The sequence below is a fragment of the Mixta hanseatica genome (assembly GCF_023517775.1).
Lineage (GTDB): Bacteria > Pseudomonadota > Gammaproteobacteria > Enterobacterales > Enterobacteriaceae > Mixta > Mixta hanseatica.
Genome location: NZ_CP082904.1, coordinates 3,897,051 through 3,913,285, shown reverse-complemented (window position 1 = coordinate 3,913,285; position 16,235 = coordinate 3,897,051). Strand labels below are relative to the sequence as shown.

The following is a 16,235-nucleotide window of genomic DNA, read 5'->3' as shown; positions in this document are numbered from 1 at the left end:
TCTTGTTAGCAAAGCGCCGCAAGCATACCAGAAAGCGCATTGAAGATCTGTGGTGTTGCATTTAGTGCTGCACCCTGACATTGACGTTAAACATTGCAAAGGGTTCCCTGTAGATGGCAAATAACGTAACGGGCCTGATCCGCATCATTAAAGCAGCCGGATATTCGTGGAAAGGCCTGCGGGCAGCCTGGCAACATGAAGCGGCATTTCGCCAGGAAGCGATACTGACGCTGGCAGCGGTGATTATCGCCTGCTGGCTTGACGTCGATGCCATAACGCGCGTTTTGCTTATTGGCTCCGTGTTTCTCATTATTATCGTCGAGATCCTTAACAGCGCTATCGAAGCGGTGGTGGACCGCATCGGCAGCGAGTTTCATCCGCTGGCCGGCCGTGCCAAAGATATGGGTTCTGCGGCGGTGCTGCTCAGCATCATACTGGCCCTTTTTGTTTGGGTAACCCTGTTATGGCCTTATTTACGATAAAGTTTCCATAATAGATAAAGAGTTGTTTTTTACACAGCTTCCGGTTTCCATTCCACTAATACCTGTATATACTCACAGCGACTGTATAAACAACCAGGGGGCGGGATGAAAACCTTAACGGCTCGGCAGCAGCAGGTTTATGACCTGATTCGCGATCACATTAATCAGACAGGTATGCCGCCAACGCGCGCGGAAATCGCCGCCCAGTTAGGCTTTCGCTCCCCTAACGCCGCAGAGGAACACCTGAAAGCCCTGGCGCGTAAAGGCGTCATTGAAATGGTGTCCGGCGCTTCACGCGGTATCCGCCTGATGGCGGAAGAAGAAAACGGTCTGCCGTTGATTGGTCGTGTCGCCGCCGGCGAACCGTTGCTGGCGCAGGAGCATATTGAAAGCCGTTTCCAGGTCGACCCTAACCTGTTCAAACCCCACGCTGACTTTCTGCTGCGCGTTAGCGGTATGTCGATGAAAGATATCGGCATTGTAGATGGCGACCTGCTGGCGGTGCATAAAACGCAGGATGTGCGTAACGGCCAGGTGGTCGTAGCACGCATTGATGATGAAGTCACTGTTAAACGCCTGAAGCGTCAGGGCAATACCGTGCAGCTGCTGCCGGAAAACCATGATTTCCAGCCGATTGTCGTCGATCTGCAGCAGCAGACGCTGACTATCGAAGGTCTGGCCGTTGGCGTTATTCGTAACGGCGACTGGCTGTAATGACTCTGTGGCGGCCTGCTGGCCGCCGCTCGCTTCCCCTTTAGCTTTTGTTCCGGCGATAACCGCTGTGGCCTGTCGCCATATTTTTTCTGCGGATTGCCATGCACTTCTTCTCTGCGACCGATAAACACCTCTGGCGGCTGGCGCTGCCTATGATCCTCTCAAACATTACCGTACCGCTGCTGGGCCTGGTAGATACTGCCGTTATTGGCCATCTTGATAGCCCTGTCTATCTTGGCGGCGTAGCCGTAGGCACCACCGCGACCAGCTTTCTTTTTATGCTGCTGCTTTTCTTGCGCATGAGCACTACCGGGCTGACCGCACAGGCGTTCGGCGCGGGAGATAAACCAGCGCTGGCTCGCGCGTTGATGCAACCTTTAGCGATTGCGGTTATCGCCGGTATCGCCTTTATTCTGTTGCGGGGGCCGTTAAGCGCTTTGGCTGCGCAGGTTGTCGGCGGCAGTCCGGCAGTGCTGGAGCAGGCGCAGCGTTTTATTGCTATACGCTGGCTCAGCGCGCCTGCCTCGCTGGCTAATCTGGTCATCCTCGGCTGGCTGTTGGGCGTGCAGTATGCGCGGGCGCCGGTTATCCTGCTGATTGTCGGTAATCTGGTCAATATCCTGCTCGATTTATGGTTTGTTATTGGCCTTGGCTGGGGCGTGACTGGCGCGGCGGCGGCGACCGCCATCGCTGGGACGGTTTCGTTGCTGGTGGGGCTGGTTTTAGTCTGGCATGTGCTGCGCCTGCGGCAGATCAGCTTTGCGCACCTTAAAGAGGGATTGAAGGGCGATGTGCGGCGGTTGCTGCGTTTAAACCGCGATATCATGCTACGTTCGCTGCTGTTGCAGCTGTGCTTTGCCTCGATCACGATTTTAGGGGCGCGCATGGGCAGCGAGATTGTGGCGGTAAATGCCGTGCTGCTGATGTTTCTTACCTTTACCGCCTATGCGCTGGATGGCTTTGCCTATGCGGTTGAGGCGGTTTCGGGCGAAGCCTTCGGCGCACGCGATAACAGCAAGCTACGGCGTGTATGGCTTGCCGCCTGCCGCCAGGCGGGGCTGGTCGCGCTGCTGTTTGCCTTAGGATATGCGCAGTGGGGAAGGGAGATTGTCGCTATGTTGACCTCTTTGCCGCAGCTGCAGGCGCTGGCGAATCACTACCTGCCGTGGCAGATGCTGTTACCCGTGGTGGGCGTTTGGTGTTATTTACTGGATGGCATGTTTATTGGCGCCACGCGCGGACGTGAAATGCGCAACAGTATGGCATTGGCGGCGCTGGGCTTCGGCCTGACGTTATTAACCGTGCCGCTATTGGGCAATCACGGGCTATGGCTGGCTATCAGCGTTTTCTTACTGCTGCGTGGATTGACACTGGGATGGGTATGGCATCGTTATCAGCGGCGTGGCGATTGGTTCACGCTTTGACACATTTTATACGGCTACGCTTATTCACTGAATTCGCTGGTTTTTCAGCATAGCCGACACTTTTTACGCCGCTTTATTAGTTCATATCTCTATGTTTTTAAGCAAAACCACCGGTTTCTACTATTATTAAAAGTGTAAGACACAGGGAAACAGCGTTCTTACGGTAACGCAATTTCGCTGTTAGCCAAAAGCTGTTAACACCTAAGGTAGAGGACAAAATTATGAACAGAGACGAAGCCGGCGGTAACTGGAAACAGTTTAAAGGTAAAATGAAGGAAAAATGGGGCAAGCTGACCGATGACGATATGACCGTCATTGAAGGTAAACGCGATCAGCTGGTCGGTAAAATTCAGGAACGCTACGGCTATGCCAAAGATGAAGCGGAAAAAGAAGTGAGCGATTGGGAAACGAATAACCGCGATTATCGCTGGTAAGCGCATTTTCAGGGTAAGGCTCCTGCCCAGGCACAAGGAACGTGCCGCTCATTTATTTCTCCCGCCTGACTTTTTTCCCCGATTCGCTATCGCCCACGTTTTTTATCCATGATGCTGTGATCGTGCGTACAGTTTTCCGGATGCTGACAGTTTTCCACATCTTTACAGCCAGCACACAGCCCATGCGCCTCTATCACGCTATTACGCAATGAGAATCCGCTCTGCTGAGAAAGCAGCTGGAGAACGGTTTCCACACCCTGCGCATGCTCTTCACTGACGGTGCCGCATCGATCGCAAATCAACATCGCCGAAGTATGCTGCGGCTCTTCGAAATGATGACATACTACGTAGCTGTTATTCGATTCAACGCGATGAATAAAACCCTGCTCCAGCAAAAAATCGAGCGCGCGATAAATGGTCGGCGGTTTGGCCTGCGGCTCAGAGACGCGTAACAGATCGAGCAGGTCATAAGCGCTAATTGCTGTATTCTGTTCAGCCATCAGACGCAGCACCTCCAGACGCTGTGGCGTCAGGCGCACGTTGCGTTGCAGACAGATTTTTTCAGCCTGCGACAAAATCTGTTGTGAAGGCGATACGCTCATAATCTTTCTCCGGGCGATTGAAATGTTATGTTATCACACGCCCGTTATCAGACAAAATGATTGCTAAATCGCCACTATGCTGAGTAACCCGCTCTATCACCGCTAAATACAGATTTTTTCCCAATGCCGCTGAAAAAAGTCGCCTAACGTGCGTTAAATTACCGAAAAACGGCAAATTTCCATCGGCCCTGAAACTTAATGGCCTTTTTATTATCATGCCGATAGCGTCACTAAATCGTTTAGGCCCATAAATAAGCACGGTTCCTGTTTGCAGTAAAAAAAAGATCCAGCTAATGTTCAATCAGGCTTAATAACCGCAGAAAAGCTAAACTGCCAAAAATCATAAAAAACGTTAAGCTGCGGGTTGCTTATAAAAGCAGCAATCCGCTGATAAGCCGGGGAAAAAGGCCTGAGTTCAGGTTAATAAAACAGGCAATTACTGGTCATCATTCACTCAGTGATTTCCTTCTTACTTTCAGCTTATTTGGATGGCGTCTGATAATGGCAAAGAAAAACATTCATTTTTTGAAGCTTTCTCCTGCGGCAGCGTTAATGCCGTTAATCTTTACTTCTTTTTCTTCCCTGGCGGCCGGCAGCTACTTTGATGCACGTAATGATGCGATGGGCGGCACAGGCGTAGCCTCATCCAACTATACTACCGCGCCATTATCTAACCCGGCGCTGCTGACCAAAGGCCGTGCGGAAGATAATGTCAGCGTGATCCTGCCCTCTGTCGGCGTACAGCTCAGCGATAAAGACAATATGGTTGATAAGATCGATGATGTGACTGATACCGTCGATCGTTATCAGGATGTCTTCAATAACTTCGACCCACAGGATTTGTTGACCAATCCTGCCGGTGCGCTTGATATGATTGGCAACGTACGCTCCGCCGCCGGCGATTTAGCTAATCAGCTGCGCGATCTGCGCGGTAACAAGGCCAATGGTTCTGCTGGCGCTGCAATTGTCGTTGCGGTGCCGAATGAAACACTGCCGTTTGCGTTTGTGGCAAAAGCCTACGGTACGGCGCATCTGCAAACCGACGTGGCGCAAAGCGATATCGATTATCTTGATGCCGTAGCCAGGGGGCCGCTCCTTCCTGTGCCGGGCGATCAGTATCGGTTGCGCTCCAGCGCTACCGGCGTGGCGGCGATTGTGGCCGATTACGGTATTGCGGTCGCGCATGAGTTTAAGATTGGTGAACAGGCGGTCTCGGTAGGTATTACGCCAAAGCTGCAGCAGACTCGCCTGTATAACTATCGCGCCTCGGTTTATAACTTCGATAAAGATAAGGTCACCGACAGCGAGTATCGCACCAACGATACCGGCTTTAACCTTGATGCGGGCCTCTCTACCGACGTGGGTGAGAACTGGACCTTTGGTCTGAGCGCGCAAAACCTGATCTCACGCGATATTGAAACGAAAGAGGTGAATGGCTATCGCGATACTTACCAGATTCGTCCGCTGGTGACTGCTGGCGCGGCCTGGCACACCGAAAAGCTGACTGCCAGCCTGGATGTGGATGCCACCCGTACTAAACGCTTTAAATCGCAGGATGATAGCCAGTACGCGGGCGTCGGTGTGGAATATCGCGTTCTTGACTGGTTGCAGCTGCGCGGCGGCTATCACGCTGATATGAAATCTAACGATAGCAACGTTGTTAGCGCCGGTTTTGGCATTTCACCGTTTAACAACCGTGTTCATCTTGATCTGGCGGGCTCAGTCGGGGAAGACGAAACCTGGGGCGCGATGGCGCAGCTGGGCTTCTCTTTCTGATAAAACCACAAGCTGCGCCGGAAACGGCACGCTTTACCTGGCGGGACCACCGTTCTTTTACTGCGGTCCTGCTTCCGCCTGGCTGATGTTATGAGGCCGGGGCAGAGTACTTCAGCACGCAGTGAAACAGCCCGATTCATCGAACTGCCAGGGTATCAGATCAATACTACTTTCAGGCTGCCCGGCGTCCGGCGCGGCTTTCCTGTGCGACGTTCCCTGACGCCCTCAGTACAGCGATAGCGCTATACGTCCTCTACGCGCCTGGCCCAGCGCTATGTTATAATAGGCCATCTTTTATGCTGCTCTTTCCTCCGTTCCTGCCGCAGGCTGGCAGAGAACCGAAACATCAAAAGTTAAAAAATGTCTCAAAACTCAGAATTATCAACGGCCCAGCACGACGGCGCCGCTAAAAATAGCGCGACTTTTTCTTCTCAGCGCTTTTCCATCGCGCCTATGCTCGACTGGACCGATCGCCACTGCCGCTATTTTCATCGTCAGCTAACGCGCAATACACTGCTTTATACCGAAATGGTCACTACCGGTGCCATTATTCATGGCAAAGGCGATTATCTGGCCTATAACGAGGCGGAACATCCGGTTGCCCTGCAGCTGGGCGGCAGCGATCCGGTGGCACTGGCGCAGTGCGCGCAGCTGGCGCAGGCGCGTGGCTACGATGAGATCAACCTGAATGTCGGCTGCCCGTCCGACCGCGTACAGAATGGGCGTTTCGGCGCCTGCCTGATGGGCGAAGCGGCGCTGGTGGCGGATTGCATCAAGGCGATGCGCGATGTGGTTTCTATCCCGGTCACGGTGAAAACGCGCATCGGTATCGACGATCAAGACAGCTATGAATTCCTGTGTGATTTTATCGGTACGGTAGCTCAGCAGGGCGGCTGCGATACCTTTATTATTCATGCGCGTAAAGCCTGGCTTTCCGGCCTTAGCCCGAAGGAAAACCGTGAGATCCCGCCGCTGGACTACCCGCGCGTTTATCAGTTGAAGCGTGATTTTCCCCAGTTGACGATGGCGATCAACGGCGGAGTAAAAACGCTGGAGGAGGCGCAGGAACACCTTCGTCATCTGGACGGCGTTATGATGGGGCGAGAGGCCTACCAGAACCCTGGCCTGCTGGCGCAGGTGGATCGCGTGCTGTTTGGCAGCGCCGCGCCAGATGCCGATCCGGTTGCCGTGGTGCGTGCCATGTACCCGTATATCGAGCAAGAACTGGCGCAGGGAACTTACCTCGGCCATGTCACGCGTCATATGCTGGGTCTGTTCCAGGGCATTCCCGGAGCGCGGCAGTGGCGTCGTTATTTAAGCGAAAACGCGCATAAGCCGGGCGCCGGAATTGAGGTGGTAGAAAAAGCGCTATCGTTGGTCGCAGATAAGATGACGACAGGCGCTTGATTTGTTTCGATTATGTTAAAACCCGTACGGCTGCCGTACGGGTTTTTTTATTGCCTGTTAACGTTAAGCCGCGATAAGAAAACCTTCTCAGGATATTTATCAAGGAGTTAGGTAGACAAATTCAGTCAAGATGAGGCATGGATCACAGAGTAAAGTTTTGCTTTGCCATTTTTCGCAATTAAACATATTTTTTACTTATGAATTCTGCGAGACTCTTTCTCGTTGAGTCGAAATAATTTATCGCCGCTGTACCCTACAACAGCGCGAACTAAAAAAAGCAAAAGGGCTTCCTGCGGGAAGCCCTTATTGTTTTGTACGGCGGCGGCCTCAGGGGATCAACAGGCTGGACCCATGCGTTGCGCGGCTTTCCAGCTGCGTATGGGCGCGCTGCGCCTCGCGTAACGGAAAACGTTGGTTCTCCGGGACTTCCACCTTAATCGCACCGCTGGCAATCATTGAAAAGAGATCGTTACTGGCGCGCTGCAGTTCATCCCGCGTCGTGATATAGCCATTGAGCGAAGGGCGTGTCAGGTAAAGCGAGCCTTTCTGGTTAAGAATCGCCAGATTAACCCCGGTCACCGGGCCGGAGGCGTTGCCGAAGCTCACCATCAGGCCGCGCCGTTGTAAGCACTCAAGCGAGGCTTCCCAGGTCGCCTTGCCCACCGAATCATACACCACGCGGACTTTCTTCCCGTCGGTCAGCTCGCTGACGCGCTGCGCAATATCCTCTTCACGATAGTTGATGGTCGCCCAGGCGCCGCGATCTTTGGCCAGCTGCGCTTTTTCCGCCGAGCCTACCGTGCCGATTAAATGCGCGCCGAGCGCCTTCGCCCACTGACAGGCGATCAGGCCTACGCCGCCCGCTGCGGCGTGAAATAAAAAGATCTCATCCGGCTGCACTTCATAAGTTTGGCGCAGCAGGTAATGCACGGTAAGCCCTTTCAAAAACGAGGCGGCCGCCTGTTCAAAAGAGATGGCATCAGGCAGCAGCGCGACCTTATCCTGATGCACATGATGGATTTCACTGTAGGCGCCCAGCGGGGATTGTGCATACACCACGCGATCGCCGGGTTTTATCGCCGTCACCTTGCTGCCGACCTTGACCACCACGCCGGCGGCCTCGGTGCCGATTCCGGAAGGCAGTTCAGGCACGGGATACAGCCCGGAGCGCACGTAAGTATCGATATAGTTGATGCCGATAGCTTTGTTTTCTACCTGTACCTCGTTTTCCGCGGGATCGGAGGGGTTAAAGTCAACCCATTGCAGCGTTTCCGGGCCGCCATATTCGGCGATTTGAATACGTTTTGCCATTACCACTCCTGTCGGTTTTCCAGTTACGACATGACGTCAAGCAGGCGAAAAACGGGTATACTTGCGCGTCACTCACATATTCGGTATTGCATTCACTATGGCAGGAAATAAACCCACCAACAAATCCAACGAGGTTCGCGATCGCCAGGTAGAAGGGTTGAAATTACCGCCCCATTCGCTGGAAGCGGAACAGTCGGTGCTGGGCGGGTTGATGCTGGACAACGAGCGCTGGGATAACGTCTCAGAGCGCGTGGTGGCCGAAGACTTCTACAGTCGCCCTCATCGTCTGATATTCAGTGAAATGCAGCGTCTGCTGGAAGCCAGCCAGCCCATCGACCTGATTACGCTTTCCGATTCGCTGGAACAGCGCGGCGAGCTGGATATGGTAGGCGGCTTTGCCTACCTGGCCGAGCTGTCAAAAAATACCCCCAGCGCGGCGAACATCAACGCCTACGCCGATATCGTGCGCGAGCGCGCGGTGGTACGCGAGATGATCGCGGTAGCGAACCAGATCGCCGATGCCGGTTACGATCCGCAAGGACGCAGTAGCGAAGATCTGCTGGATTTTGCCGAATCAAACGTCTTTAAAATCGCCGAGCAGCGCGCCAATAAAGATGAAGGCCCGAAAAACATTGAGCAAATCCTTGAAGCGACGGTTTCACGTATCGAGTCGCTTTATCAGAAGCCGCATGACGGCGTAACCGGCGTTGATACCGGCTATCAGGATCTCAATAAAAAAACCGCCGGCCTACAGGGTTCGGACTTGATTATCGTGGCGGCGCGTCCGTCGATGGGTAAAACCACTTTCGCGATGAACCTGTGCGAAAATGCCGCGATGCTGCATGAAAAACCGGTCCTGATTTTTAGTCTGGAGATGCCTAGCGAGCAGATTATGATGCGTATGCTGGCGTCGCTGTCACGCGTGGATCAGACGCGTATTCGTACTGGTCAGCTGGATGATGAAGACTGGGCGCGGATTTCCGGCACCATGGGCGTGCTGCTGGAGAAAAAGAACATCTATATCGATGACTCTTCCGGCCTGACGCCGACGGAAGTGCGCTCACGCGCGCGGCGCATTTTCCGTGAAAATAACGGATTAAGCCTTATCATGATCGACTACCTGCAGCTGATGCGCGTACCGTCGCTTTCCGATAACCGTACGCTGGAGATCGCTGAGATTTCCCGCTCGCTGAAGGCGCTGGCAAAAGAACTGAATGTGCCGGTGGTGGCGCTGTCGCAGCTTAACCGCTCGCTGGAGCAGCGTGCCGATAAACGTCCGGTAAACTCCGATCTGCGTGAATCCGGCTCGATCGAGCAGGATGCCGACCTGATCATGTTTATTTATCGTGACGAGGTGTATCACGAAAACAGCGATCTGAAAGGGATCGCCGAGATCATCATCGGTAAGCAGCGTAATGGCCCAATCGGTACGGTGCGTTTGACCTTTAACGGTCAGTGGTCGCGTTTCGACAATTATGCCGGGCCGCAATACGACGACGAATAACGCGCGTCTTTTGCGCATCCCCGCCAGAGATTGAAAAATTCTGTTGGACATTTGCCGCTTAACTGCGCTTATCTGTAACGATTAATGCATTAAGAGCGGCAAACCTTCCCCGCTATTCCAGACAGGCATGTCGCCCGCCGACGTCAGGCCTACTTATTGAATCTGTTTTATATGACATTGTAGGTAACGCTAAAGACGACCGATTATTATGATAAATCCCGGTCCCGGCGTTATGAGATTTGATCTGATAAACGACACTATCACTATGGAGATTTACCGTGTTTCAGAAAGTTGATGCCTACGCTGGCGATCCGATTCTTACATTAATGGAGACCTTCAGGCAGGATCCGCGCCCGCATAAGGTTAACCTGAGCATTGGCCTCTATTACAACGAGCAGGGCATTATCCCGCAGCTGCAGGCGGTAGCCGAAGCGGAAGCGCGCCTGAATGCCCAGCCGCAGCAGGCATCACTCTATCTGCCGATGGACGGGCTGGTCAGCTACCGCCAGGCGATTGCCCCTCTGCTGTTTGGCGCGCAGCACGCGGCGCTGCAGGCAAAACGCATCGCGACGATTCAAACCGTGGGCGGCTCCGGCGCGCTGAAAGTCGGGGCTGATTTCCTGAAGCGCTATTTTCCGCAGTCACAGGTGTGGGTAAGCGATCCGACCTGGGAAAACCATGTGGCGATCTTTGCGGGTGCCGGTTTTGAGGTACATACCTATCCCTGGTATGACGCGCAAACGCATGGGGTTAAGTTCGATGATTTCCTGGCCACGCTGAAGACGCTTCCTGCTCAGAGCGTAGTACTGCTGCATCCCTGCTGCCATAACCCAACCGGCGCCGATCTGACGGACGCGCAGTGGGATCGCGTAGTGGAAGTGCTGCAGGCGCAGCAGCTCATTCCTTTCCTTGATATTGCCTATCAGGGCTTCGGTGCCGGTATGGAAGAGGATGCGTACGCTATCCGCGCCATCGCCGCCGCCGGTATTTCTGCGCTTGTCAGCAACTCTTTTTCAAAAATCTTCTCGCTGTATGGCGAGCGCGTCGGTGGGCTATCGGTCGTCTGTGCGGATGCGGAAGAGGCGGCGCGCGTTCAGGGGCAACTGAAAGCCACGGTGCGTCGTAACTACTCTTCACCGCCAAACTTTGGCGCTCAGGTTGTGGCCTGCGTACTGAATGATGATGCGCTGAAGGCCAACTGGCTGGCAGAAGTGGAGGCGATGCGCCTGCGGATTCTGGATATGCGCCAGGCACTGGTTACCGCCCTCAGCGCCGCGCTGCCGGGCAAGAATTTTGACTACCTGCTGAAACAGCGCGGTATGTTCAGCTACACCGGACTGAGCGCCCAACAGGTCGATCGCCTGCGTGAAGAATTTGGTATTTACCTGATTCACAGCGGACGTATGTGCGTAGCGGGCCTGAATGGCAACAACGTTCATCAGGTCGCGGAAGCCTTCGCGGCAGTAAATAATTTTTAATCTTTGCAGGTTTACCTTTGCGCCACATGCTGCACACTTAACGAAGTCTTTTAAAAAAGGAGTGTGGCGTTATGTGGCATCAACAGACCCTGGCGCTGGGCGCGAAAGCGCGCGGCTTTCACCTGGTTACCGATGAAATTGTTGAGCAATTGCCGGTGCTACGTGAAATTAATACCGGGCTGCTGCATCTGTTGCTACAGCATACCTCCGCGTCTCTGACGTTAAATGAGAATTGCGATCCCACGGTGCGCAGCGATATGGAGCAGCACTTTATGCGTCACGTGCCGGAAAGCGCGCCTTATCAGCATGACTACGAAGGCGCGGATGATATGCCGGCGCATATTAAATCTTCATTGCTTGGCGTTTCGCTACTGCTGCCGGTTAACCGCGGGCGTCTGGTGTTAGGCACATGGCAGGGGATCTGGCTGGGAGAGCATCGCATACACGGCGGTTCACGCCGCATTATCGCCACGCTGCAAGGAGAGTAACAATGAATACTTCAGATCTGTTGTCATACTGCATGAGTAAAGAAGGGGCGGAACAGCGCGTTCACAATGACTGGAAGGCAACGCAAATTCAGTCGGACGGCGTGCTATTCGCCATGGTGCATGAGTCAGAAGGGCGGCCAGCCGTATCGTTGAAAACCTCTCCGGCGCTGGCTGATTTGCTGCGCCAACAGCATGCCGACGTTTTTCCCAGCGCTCATTTAAATAAATCCCACTGGAGCACGCTTTATCTGGATGGCGGCCTGAAAGATTCGCAGATTTACTATCTGGTCGATGCGTCGCTACAGCAGGCGCTGGCGACCAAAGCGGCGGGTCATCACTAAACTGTCGCTGCGGACAAGCCGCAGCGACAGGGCTGTTATGCGGCAGATTCCTGACGCAGCGTATCAATATCGATAACAAAGCGATATTTCACATCGCTTTTCAGCATGCGTTCATAGGCTTCGTTAATCTGATTCATGGCGATCAGCTCAATATCGGAAGTGATATTGTGCTTACCGCAGAAGTCGAGCATCTCCTGGGTTTCGGCAATGCCGCCGATCAGCGAACCGGCCACGCTGCGACGTTTGAAAATCAGATCGAATACGTGCGGCGACGGATGATCGTTTTCCGGGGCGCCGACCAGCGTCATGTTACCATCGCGCTTCAGCAGGTTGATAAACGGGTTGAGATCGTGCTGAGCCGCGACGGTATTCAGGATAAAGTCAAAGCTGTTGGTGTGCTGCGCCATCTGCTGCGGATCTTTAGAAACCACCACTTCATCGGCGCCCAGGCGTTTGCCATCTTCAATTTTCGAAGGGGAAGTGGTAAACAGTACCACATGCGCGCCCATGGCATGCGCCAGTTTCACGCCCATATGACCCAGGCCGCCCAGGCCAACGATACCCACTTTTTTGCCCGGGCCGACGTTCCAGTGACGCAGCGGCGAGTAAGTGGTAATACCTGCGCACAGCAGCGGCGCCACGCCTGCCGGGTCGAGGTTTTCCGGTACGCGCAGCACAAAATCTTCATGCACCACAATGCTGGTGGAGTAGCCGCCGTAGGTCACTTCCTGCGTTTCGCGATCCTGACCGTTATAGGTCGGCACCATACCGTTTTCGCAATACTGCTCCAGGCCTTCCTGGCAGCTGGGGCAGGTGCGACAGGAATCGACCATACAGCCAACGCCTACCAGAGCGCCTACTTTATATTTTTGCGTATGGCCGCCGACGGCGGTTACGCGTCCGACAATTTCATGGCCGGGTACCACCGGGAACAGGGTGTTATTCCATTCATCGCGAGCCTGATGCAGGTCGGAATGGCAAACGCCGCAAAATAACACTTCAATTTGTACATCATGTGCGCGCAATTCACGCGGCTTATAGTCAAAAGGCGCGAGTTTGGATTTCGCATCCTGGGCAGCATAAGCGTGCGTAATATTCATGGTGTCTCCTGTGATTGAAGCCGTTGTGAAGCGAGAGGAAAAGCATTCCGCTCCGGTTAAACCGGGCGCTCAGCACCTGAGTGCGAGTAAGAGCTAATAAGCATAACAGCGTGTGGAAGAGCAACCAGACCTGAAAGTGTCTAAATCTTGCCTGATTCTGCATGAATGCCCTGGAAAGAGGCAAGATGATTAAAAAGCCCCTGACGCGGAGCGCGGCAGGGGCGGAGGTATAGTCGATTAACGTTGTTCCAGCAGCGGCTTCAGGAAGCGGGCCGTATGGGATTCTTCACATTTGGCGACGGTTTCCGGCGTACCGGCGACCAATATCTGTCCGCCTCCGCTGCCGCCTTCCGGACCGAGATCGACAATCCAGTCAGCGGTTTTCACCACGTCGAGGTTATGCTCAATCACCACGATGGTATTGCCCTGATCGCGGAGCTGATGCAGCACCGTCAGCAACAGCTGAATATCGGCAAAGTGCAGGCCGGTGGTCGGCTCATCAAGGATATAGAGCGTCTGGCCGGTGCCGCGCTTCGACAGCTCACGCGCCAGCTTCACGCGCTGCGCCTCGCCGCCCGACAGCGTGGTTGCCGACTGACCAAGGCGAATATAGGAAAGGCCCACATCCATCAGCGTTTGCAGCTTACGCGCCAGCGCAGGCACGGCATCAAAGAACTCGCGCGCTTCTTCGATGGTCATATCCAGCACTTCATGAATGCTTTTGCCTTTATATTTAATCTCCAGCGTCTCACGGTTATAACGCTTGCCTTTACACTGATCGCACGGCACATAAATGTCCGGCAGGAAGTGCATCTCTACGCGCAGTACGCCGTCGCCCTGACAGGCTTCGCAGCGCCCGCCGCGCACGTTAAAACTAAAGCGTCCCGGGTTATAGCCGCGTGAGCGCGACTCCGGCACGCCCGCAAACAGTTCGCGAATCGGCGTAAAGATGCCGGTATAGGTCGCCGGGTTTGAACGCGGCGTACGGCCAATCGGGCTTTGATCGATATCGATAACCTTATCGAAGTTCTCCATACCGGTTACTTCGCGGTAAGGCGCCGGTTCGGCAATGGTCGCCCCGTTCAGCTGACGCTGGGCGATAGGGAACAGCGTATCGTTAATCAGCGTCGATTTACCGGAGCCGGAAACGCCGGTAATACAGGTAAACAGTCCAACCGGCAGCGTTAGCGTAACGTCTTTCAGGTTGTTGCCGCGCGCGCCGCTCAGCTTCAGCACCTTCGTGGGATCGGCGGGAACACGCTGCTCCGGTACGGCGATTTTCCGCTTGCCGCTCAGATACTGGCCGGTAAGCGACTCTTCTACCTGCATAATCTCTTCAGCGGTGCCTTCCGCCACTACCTGACCGCCGTGCACGCCGGCGCCCGGCCCGATATCGATAATATGGTCAGCGGCGCGAATGGCGTCCTCATCGTGCTCGACCACAATTACCGTATTGCCGAGGTTGCGCAGATGAATCAGCGTTTCCAGCAGGCGTTCGTTATCACGCTGATGCAGACCGATAGAGGGCTCATCCAGCACGTACATTACGCCGACCAGGCCAGCGCCGATCTGGCTGGCCAGACGAATACGCTGCGCCTCGCCGCCGGAGAGCGTCTCCGCCGAACGCGACATAGAGAGATAGTTCAGACCGACATTCACCAGGAAACTCAGGCGGTCGCCAATCTCTTTCAGCACTTTCTCGGCGATTTTCGCACGCTGGCCGCTCAGCTTCAGGTTGCGGAAAAAGTCCATCGCATGACCGATGCTCATATCTGAGATGGTCGGCAGCGTAGTGTCTTCCACGTAAACATGACGCGCTTCGCGACGCAGACGCGTCCCCTCGCAGGTGGCGCAGGCGCGGTTGCTAATAAACTTCGCCAGATCCTCGCGTACCGCGCTGGACTCCGTCTCTTTATAGCGGCGTTCCATATTATGCAGAACGCCTTCGAACGGATGACGGCGCACCGAGGTATCGCCGCGATCGTTAATATATTTAAATTCGATGCTTTCCTTGCCTGATCCATACAGGATCACCTGCTGCGCTTTCTCGCTCAGGGTATTGAACGGCGCTTCCACATCAAACTTCAGATGTTCTGCCAGCGAACGCAACATCTGGAAATAGTAGAAATTACGGCGATCCCAGCCGCGGATCGCGCCGCCGGCCAGCGATAGCTCGGCATTTTGCACCACGCGCTCAGGATCGAAATATTGCTGTACGCCAAGGCCGTCGCAGGTCGGGCAGGCGCCTGCCGGGTTGTTAAACGAGAACAGGCGCGGCTCCAGCTCGCTCATGCTGTAGCCGCAAATCGGACAGGCGAAGTTAGCGGAGAACAGCAGTTCATCCGCATCGGCGTCATCCATATCGGCGACGATCGCCGTACCGCCGGAAAGCTCCAGCGCGGTTTCAAACGATTCCGCCAGTCGCGTCGCCAGATCTTCGCGGACCTTAAAGCGATCGATAACGACTTCGATGGTGTGTTTCTTTTGCAGTTCCAGCTTCGGCGGATCGGAAAGATCGCACACTTCGCCATCGATGCGCGCGCGGATATAACCCTGCGTCGCCAGATTCTCCAGCGTTTTGGTATGTTCGCCTTTACGATCTTTCACTACCGGTGCCAGCAGCATCAGGCGTGCGCCTTCCGGCTGGGCCAGCACGTTATCCACCATCTGGCTGACGGTTTGCGCCGCCAGCGGTACGCCGTGATCGGGGCAGCGCGGCTCGCCGACGCGAGCGAACAGCAGGCGCAGGTAGTCGTGAATTTCGGTGATGGTGCCCACGGTCGATCGCGGGTTATGGGACGTTGATTTCTGCTCGATCGAAATCGCCGGCGACAGGCCTTCGATATGATCGACATCCGGTTTTTCCATCAGCGAAAGAAACTGACGCGCATAGGCGGAAAGCGATTCCACGTAGCGGCGTTGTCCCTCAGCATACAGCGTATCGAACGCCAGCGAGGATTTACCGGAACCTGACAGGCCGGTGACAACGATCAGTTTGTCGCGAGGGATGATCAGGTTGATGTTTTTCAGGTTGTGGGTGCGAGCACCCCGGACTTCAATCTTATCCATTCACATTTCCCGGATTAGCGCAGACTCACCATGCCCGTAACGATACGGCAGGACTAAACAGGTCATTATGGCACAAAAAATAACTGAATGTATATCCAGTAGTCT

General features: G+C 54.6%; 14 protein-coding genes. 10 read left to right on the top strand and 4 right to left on the bottom strand.

All coding sequences use genetic code 11. From position 1 onward, the window contains the following. Window positions 1-113 precede the first annotated feature (113 nt). The 4 genes from K6958_RS18580 to K6958_RS18565 all read left to right on the top strand — a co-directional run bounded on the left by K6958_RS18580 (window position 114) and on the right by K6958_RS18565 (window position 3,054). A complete protein-coding gene (locus K6958_RS18580) occupies window positions 114-482 on the top strand; it encodes a diacylglycerol kinase (RefSeq protein WP_249892490.1) in 369 nt (122 codons plus the stop codon). A gap of 105 nt (window positions 483-587) precedes the next feature. After that, on the top strand, window positions 588-1,196 hold the full coding sequence (gene lexA / locus K6958_RS18575) for a transcriptional repressor LexA (protein WP_249892489.1): 609 nt from the start codon (window positions 588-590) through the stop codon (window positions 1,194-1,196). A 101-nt stretch (window positions 1,197-1,297) separates the two neighbouring features. Then, a complete protein-coding gene (gene dinF, locus K6958_RS18570; RefSeq protein WP_249892488.1) occupies window positions 1,298-2,620 on the top strand; it encodes an MATE family efflux transporter DinF in 1,323 nt (440 codons plus the stop codon). A 221-nt stretch (window positions 2,621-2,841) separates the two neighbouring features. After that, a complete protein-coding gene (locus tag K6958_RS18565; protein WP_249892487.1) occupies window positions 2,842-3,054 on the top strand; it encodes a CsbD family protein in 213 nt (70 codons plus the stop codon). A gap of 86 nt (window positions 3,055-3,140) precedes the next feature. On the opposite strand, the gene zur is transcribed toward K6958_RS18565, so the two are convergent. Then, window positions 3,141-3,656: a zinc uptake transcriptional repressor Zur gene (gene zur / locus K6958_RS18560; RefSeq protein WP_249892486.1), complete on the bottom strand. Its 516-nt coding sequence runs from the start codon at window positions 3,654-3,656 to the stop codon at window positions 3,141-3,143. A gap of 501 nt (window positions 3,657-4,157) precedes the next feature. Here zur and K6958_RS18555 point away from each other — a divergent pair. After that, complete coding sequence (locus K6958_RS18555) at window positions 4,158-5,432, top strand: conjugal transfer protein TraF (protein WP_434085177.1); 1,275 nt, start codon at window positions 4,158-4,160, stop codon at window positions 5,430-5,432. A gap of 360 nt (window positions 5,433-5,792) precedes the next feature. Then, window positions 5,793-6,839, top strand: a complete 1,047-nt coding sequence (gene dusA / locus K6958_RS18550; protein WP_434085176.1) for a tRNA dihydrouridine(20/20a) synthase DusA — start codon at window positions 5,793-5,795, stop codon at window positions 6,837-6,839. Between the two features lie 327 nt (window positions 6,840-7,166). Here the strand turns inward: dusA and K6958_RS18545 are convergent, their stop codons facing one another. Next, on the bottom strand, window positions 7,167-8,150 hold the full coding sequence (locus K6958_RS18545; RefSeq protein ID WP_249892485.1) for a quinone oxidoreductase: 984 nt from the start codon (window positions 8,148-8,150) through the stop codon (window positions 7,167-7,169). 97 nt (window positions 8,151-8,247) lie between these two features. Between K6958_RS18545 and dnaB the strand changes: the two genes are divergently transcribed. The 4 genes from dnaB (at window position 8,248) to K6958_RS18525 (ending at window position 11,961) form a co-directional block, all read left to right on the top strand. Beyond that, on the top strand, window positions 8,248-9,654 hold the full coding sequence (dnaB, locus tag K6958_RS18540) for a replicative DNA helicase (protein WP_249892484.1): 1,407 nt from the start codon (window positions 8,248-8,250) through the stop codon (window positions 9,652-9,654). Window positions 9,655-9,932: 278 nt separating this feature from the next. Next, the gene (locus tag K6958_RS18535) at window positions 9,933-11,132 is read left to right on the top strand and encodes an amino acid aminotransferase (protein ID WP_249892483.1); all 1,200 of its coding nucleotides are present in this window, start codon (window positions 9,933-9,935) and stop codon (window positions 11,130-11,132) included. A gap of 71 nt (window positions 11,133-11,203) precedes the next feature. Further along, a complete protein-coding gene (locus tag K6958_RS18530) occupies window positions 11,204-11,620 on the top strand; it encodes a secondary thiamine-phosphate synthase enzyme YjbQ (protein WP_249892482.1) in 417 nt (138 codons plus the stop codon). Window positions 11,621-11,622: 2 nt separating this feature from the next. Then, complete coding sequence (locus tag K6958_RS18525) at window positions 11,623-11,961, top strand: MmcQ/YjbR family DNA-binding protein (protein WP_249892481.1); 339 nt, start codon at window positions 11,623-11,625, stop codon at window positions 11,959-11,961. A 35-nt stretch (window positions 11,962-11,996) separates the two neighbouring features. Here K6958_RS18525 and K6958_RS18520 read toward each other — a convergent pair whose 3' ends face one another. Beyond that, entirely contained in the window at window positions 11,997-13,061 is a 1,065-nt protein-coding gene (locus K6958_RS18520) for an NAD(P)-dependent alcohol dehydrogenase (protein WP_249892480.1), read from the bottom strand. 237 nt (window positions 13,062-13,298) lie between these two features. Further along, entirely contained in the window at window positions 13,299-16,130 is a 2,832-nt protein-coding gene (gene uvrA / locus K6958_RS18515; protein WP_249892479.1) for an excinuclease ABC subunit UvrA, read from the bottom strand. Between the last annotated feature and the right edge of the window lie 105 nt (window positions 16,131-16,235).

Excerpts from the sequence above, each read along its gene's own strand:
- K6958_RS18580 (WP_249892490.1), top strand. The coding sequence starts at position 114 with ATGGCAAATAACGTAACGGGCCTGATCCGCATCATTAAAGCAGCCGGA.
- lexA (WP_249892489.1), top strand. The coding sequence starts at position 588 with ATGAAAACCTTAACGGCTCGGCAGCAGCAGGTTTATGACCTGATTCGC.
- dinF (WP_249892488.1), top strand. The coding sequence starts at position 1,298 with ATGCACTTCTTCTCTGCGACCGATAAACACCTCTGGCGGCTGGCGCTG.
- K6958_RS18565 (WP_249892487.1), top strand. The coding sequence starts at position 2,842 with ATGAACAGAGACGAAGCCGGCGGTAACTGGAAACAGTTTAAAGGTAAA.
- zur (WP_249892486.1), bottom strand. The coding sequence starts at position 3,656 with ATGAGCGTATCGCCTTCACAACAGATTTTGTCGCAGGCTGAAAAAATC.
- K6958_RS18555 (WP_434085177.1), top strand. The coding sequence starts at position 4,158 with ATGGCAAAGAAAAACATTCATTTTTTGAAGCTTTCTCCTGCGGCAGCG.
- dusA (WP_434085176.1), top strand. The coding sequence starts at position 5,793 with ATGTCTCAAAACTCAGAATTATCAACGGCCCAGCACGACGGCGCCGCT.
- K6958_RS18545 (WP_249892485.1), bottom strand. The coding sequence starts at position 8,150 with ATGGCAAAACGTATTCAAATCGCCGAATATGGCGGCCCGGAAACGCTG.
- dnaB (WP_249892484.1), top strand. The coding sequence starts at position 8,248 with ATGGCAGGAAATAAACCCACCAACAAATCCAACGAGGTTCGCGATCGC.
- K6958_RS18530 (WP_249892482.1), top strand. The coding sequence starts at position 11,204 with ATGTGGCATCAACAGACCCTGGCGCTGGGCGCGAAAGCGCGCGGCTTT.
- K6958_RS18525 (WP_249892481.1), top strand. The coding sequence starts at position 11,623 with ATGAATACTTCAGATCTGTTGTCATACTGCATGAGTAAAGAAGGGGCG.
- K6958_RS18520 (WP_249892480.1), bottom strand. The coding sequence starts at position 13,061 with ATGAATATTACGCACGCTTATGCTGCCCAGGATGCGAAATCCAAACTC.
- uvrA (WP_249892479.1), bottom strand. The coding sequence starts at position 16,130 with ATGGATAAGATTGAAGTCCGGGGTGCTCGCACCCACAACCTGAAAAAC.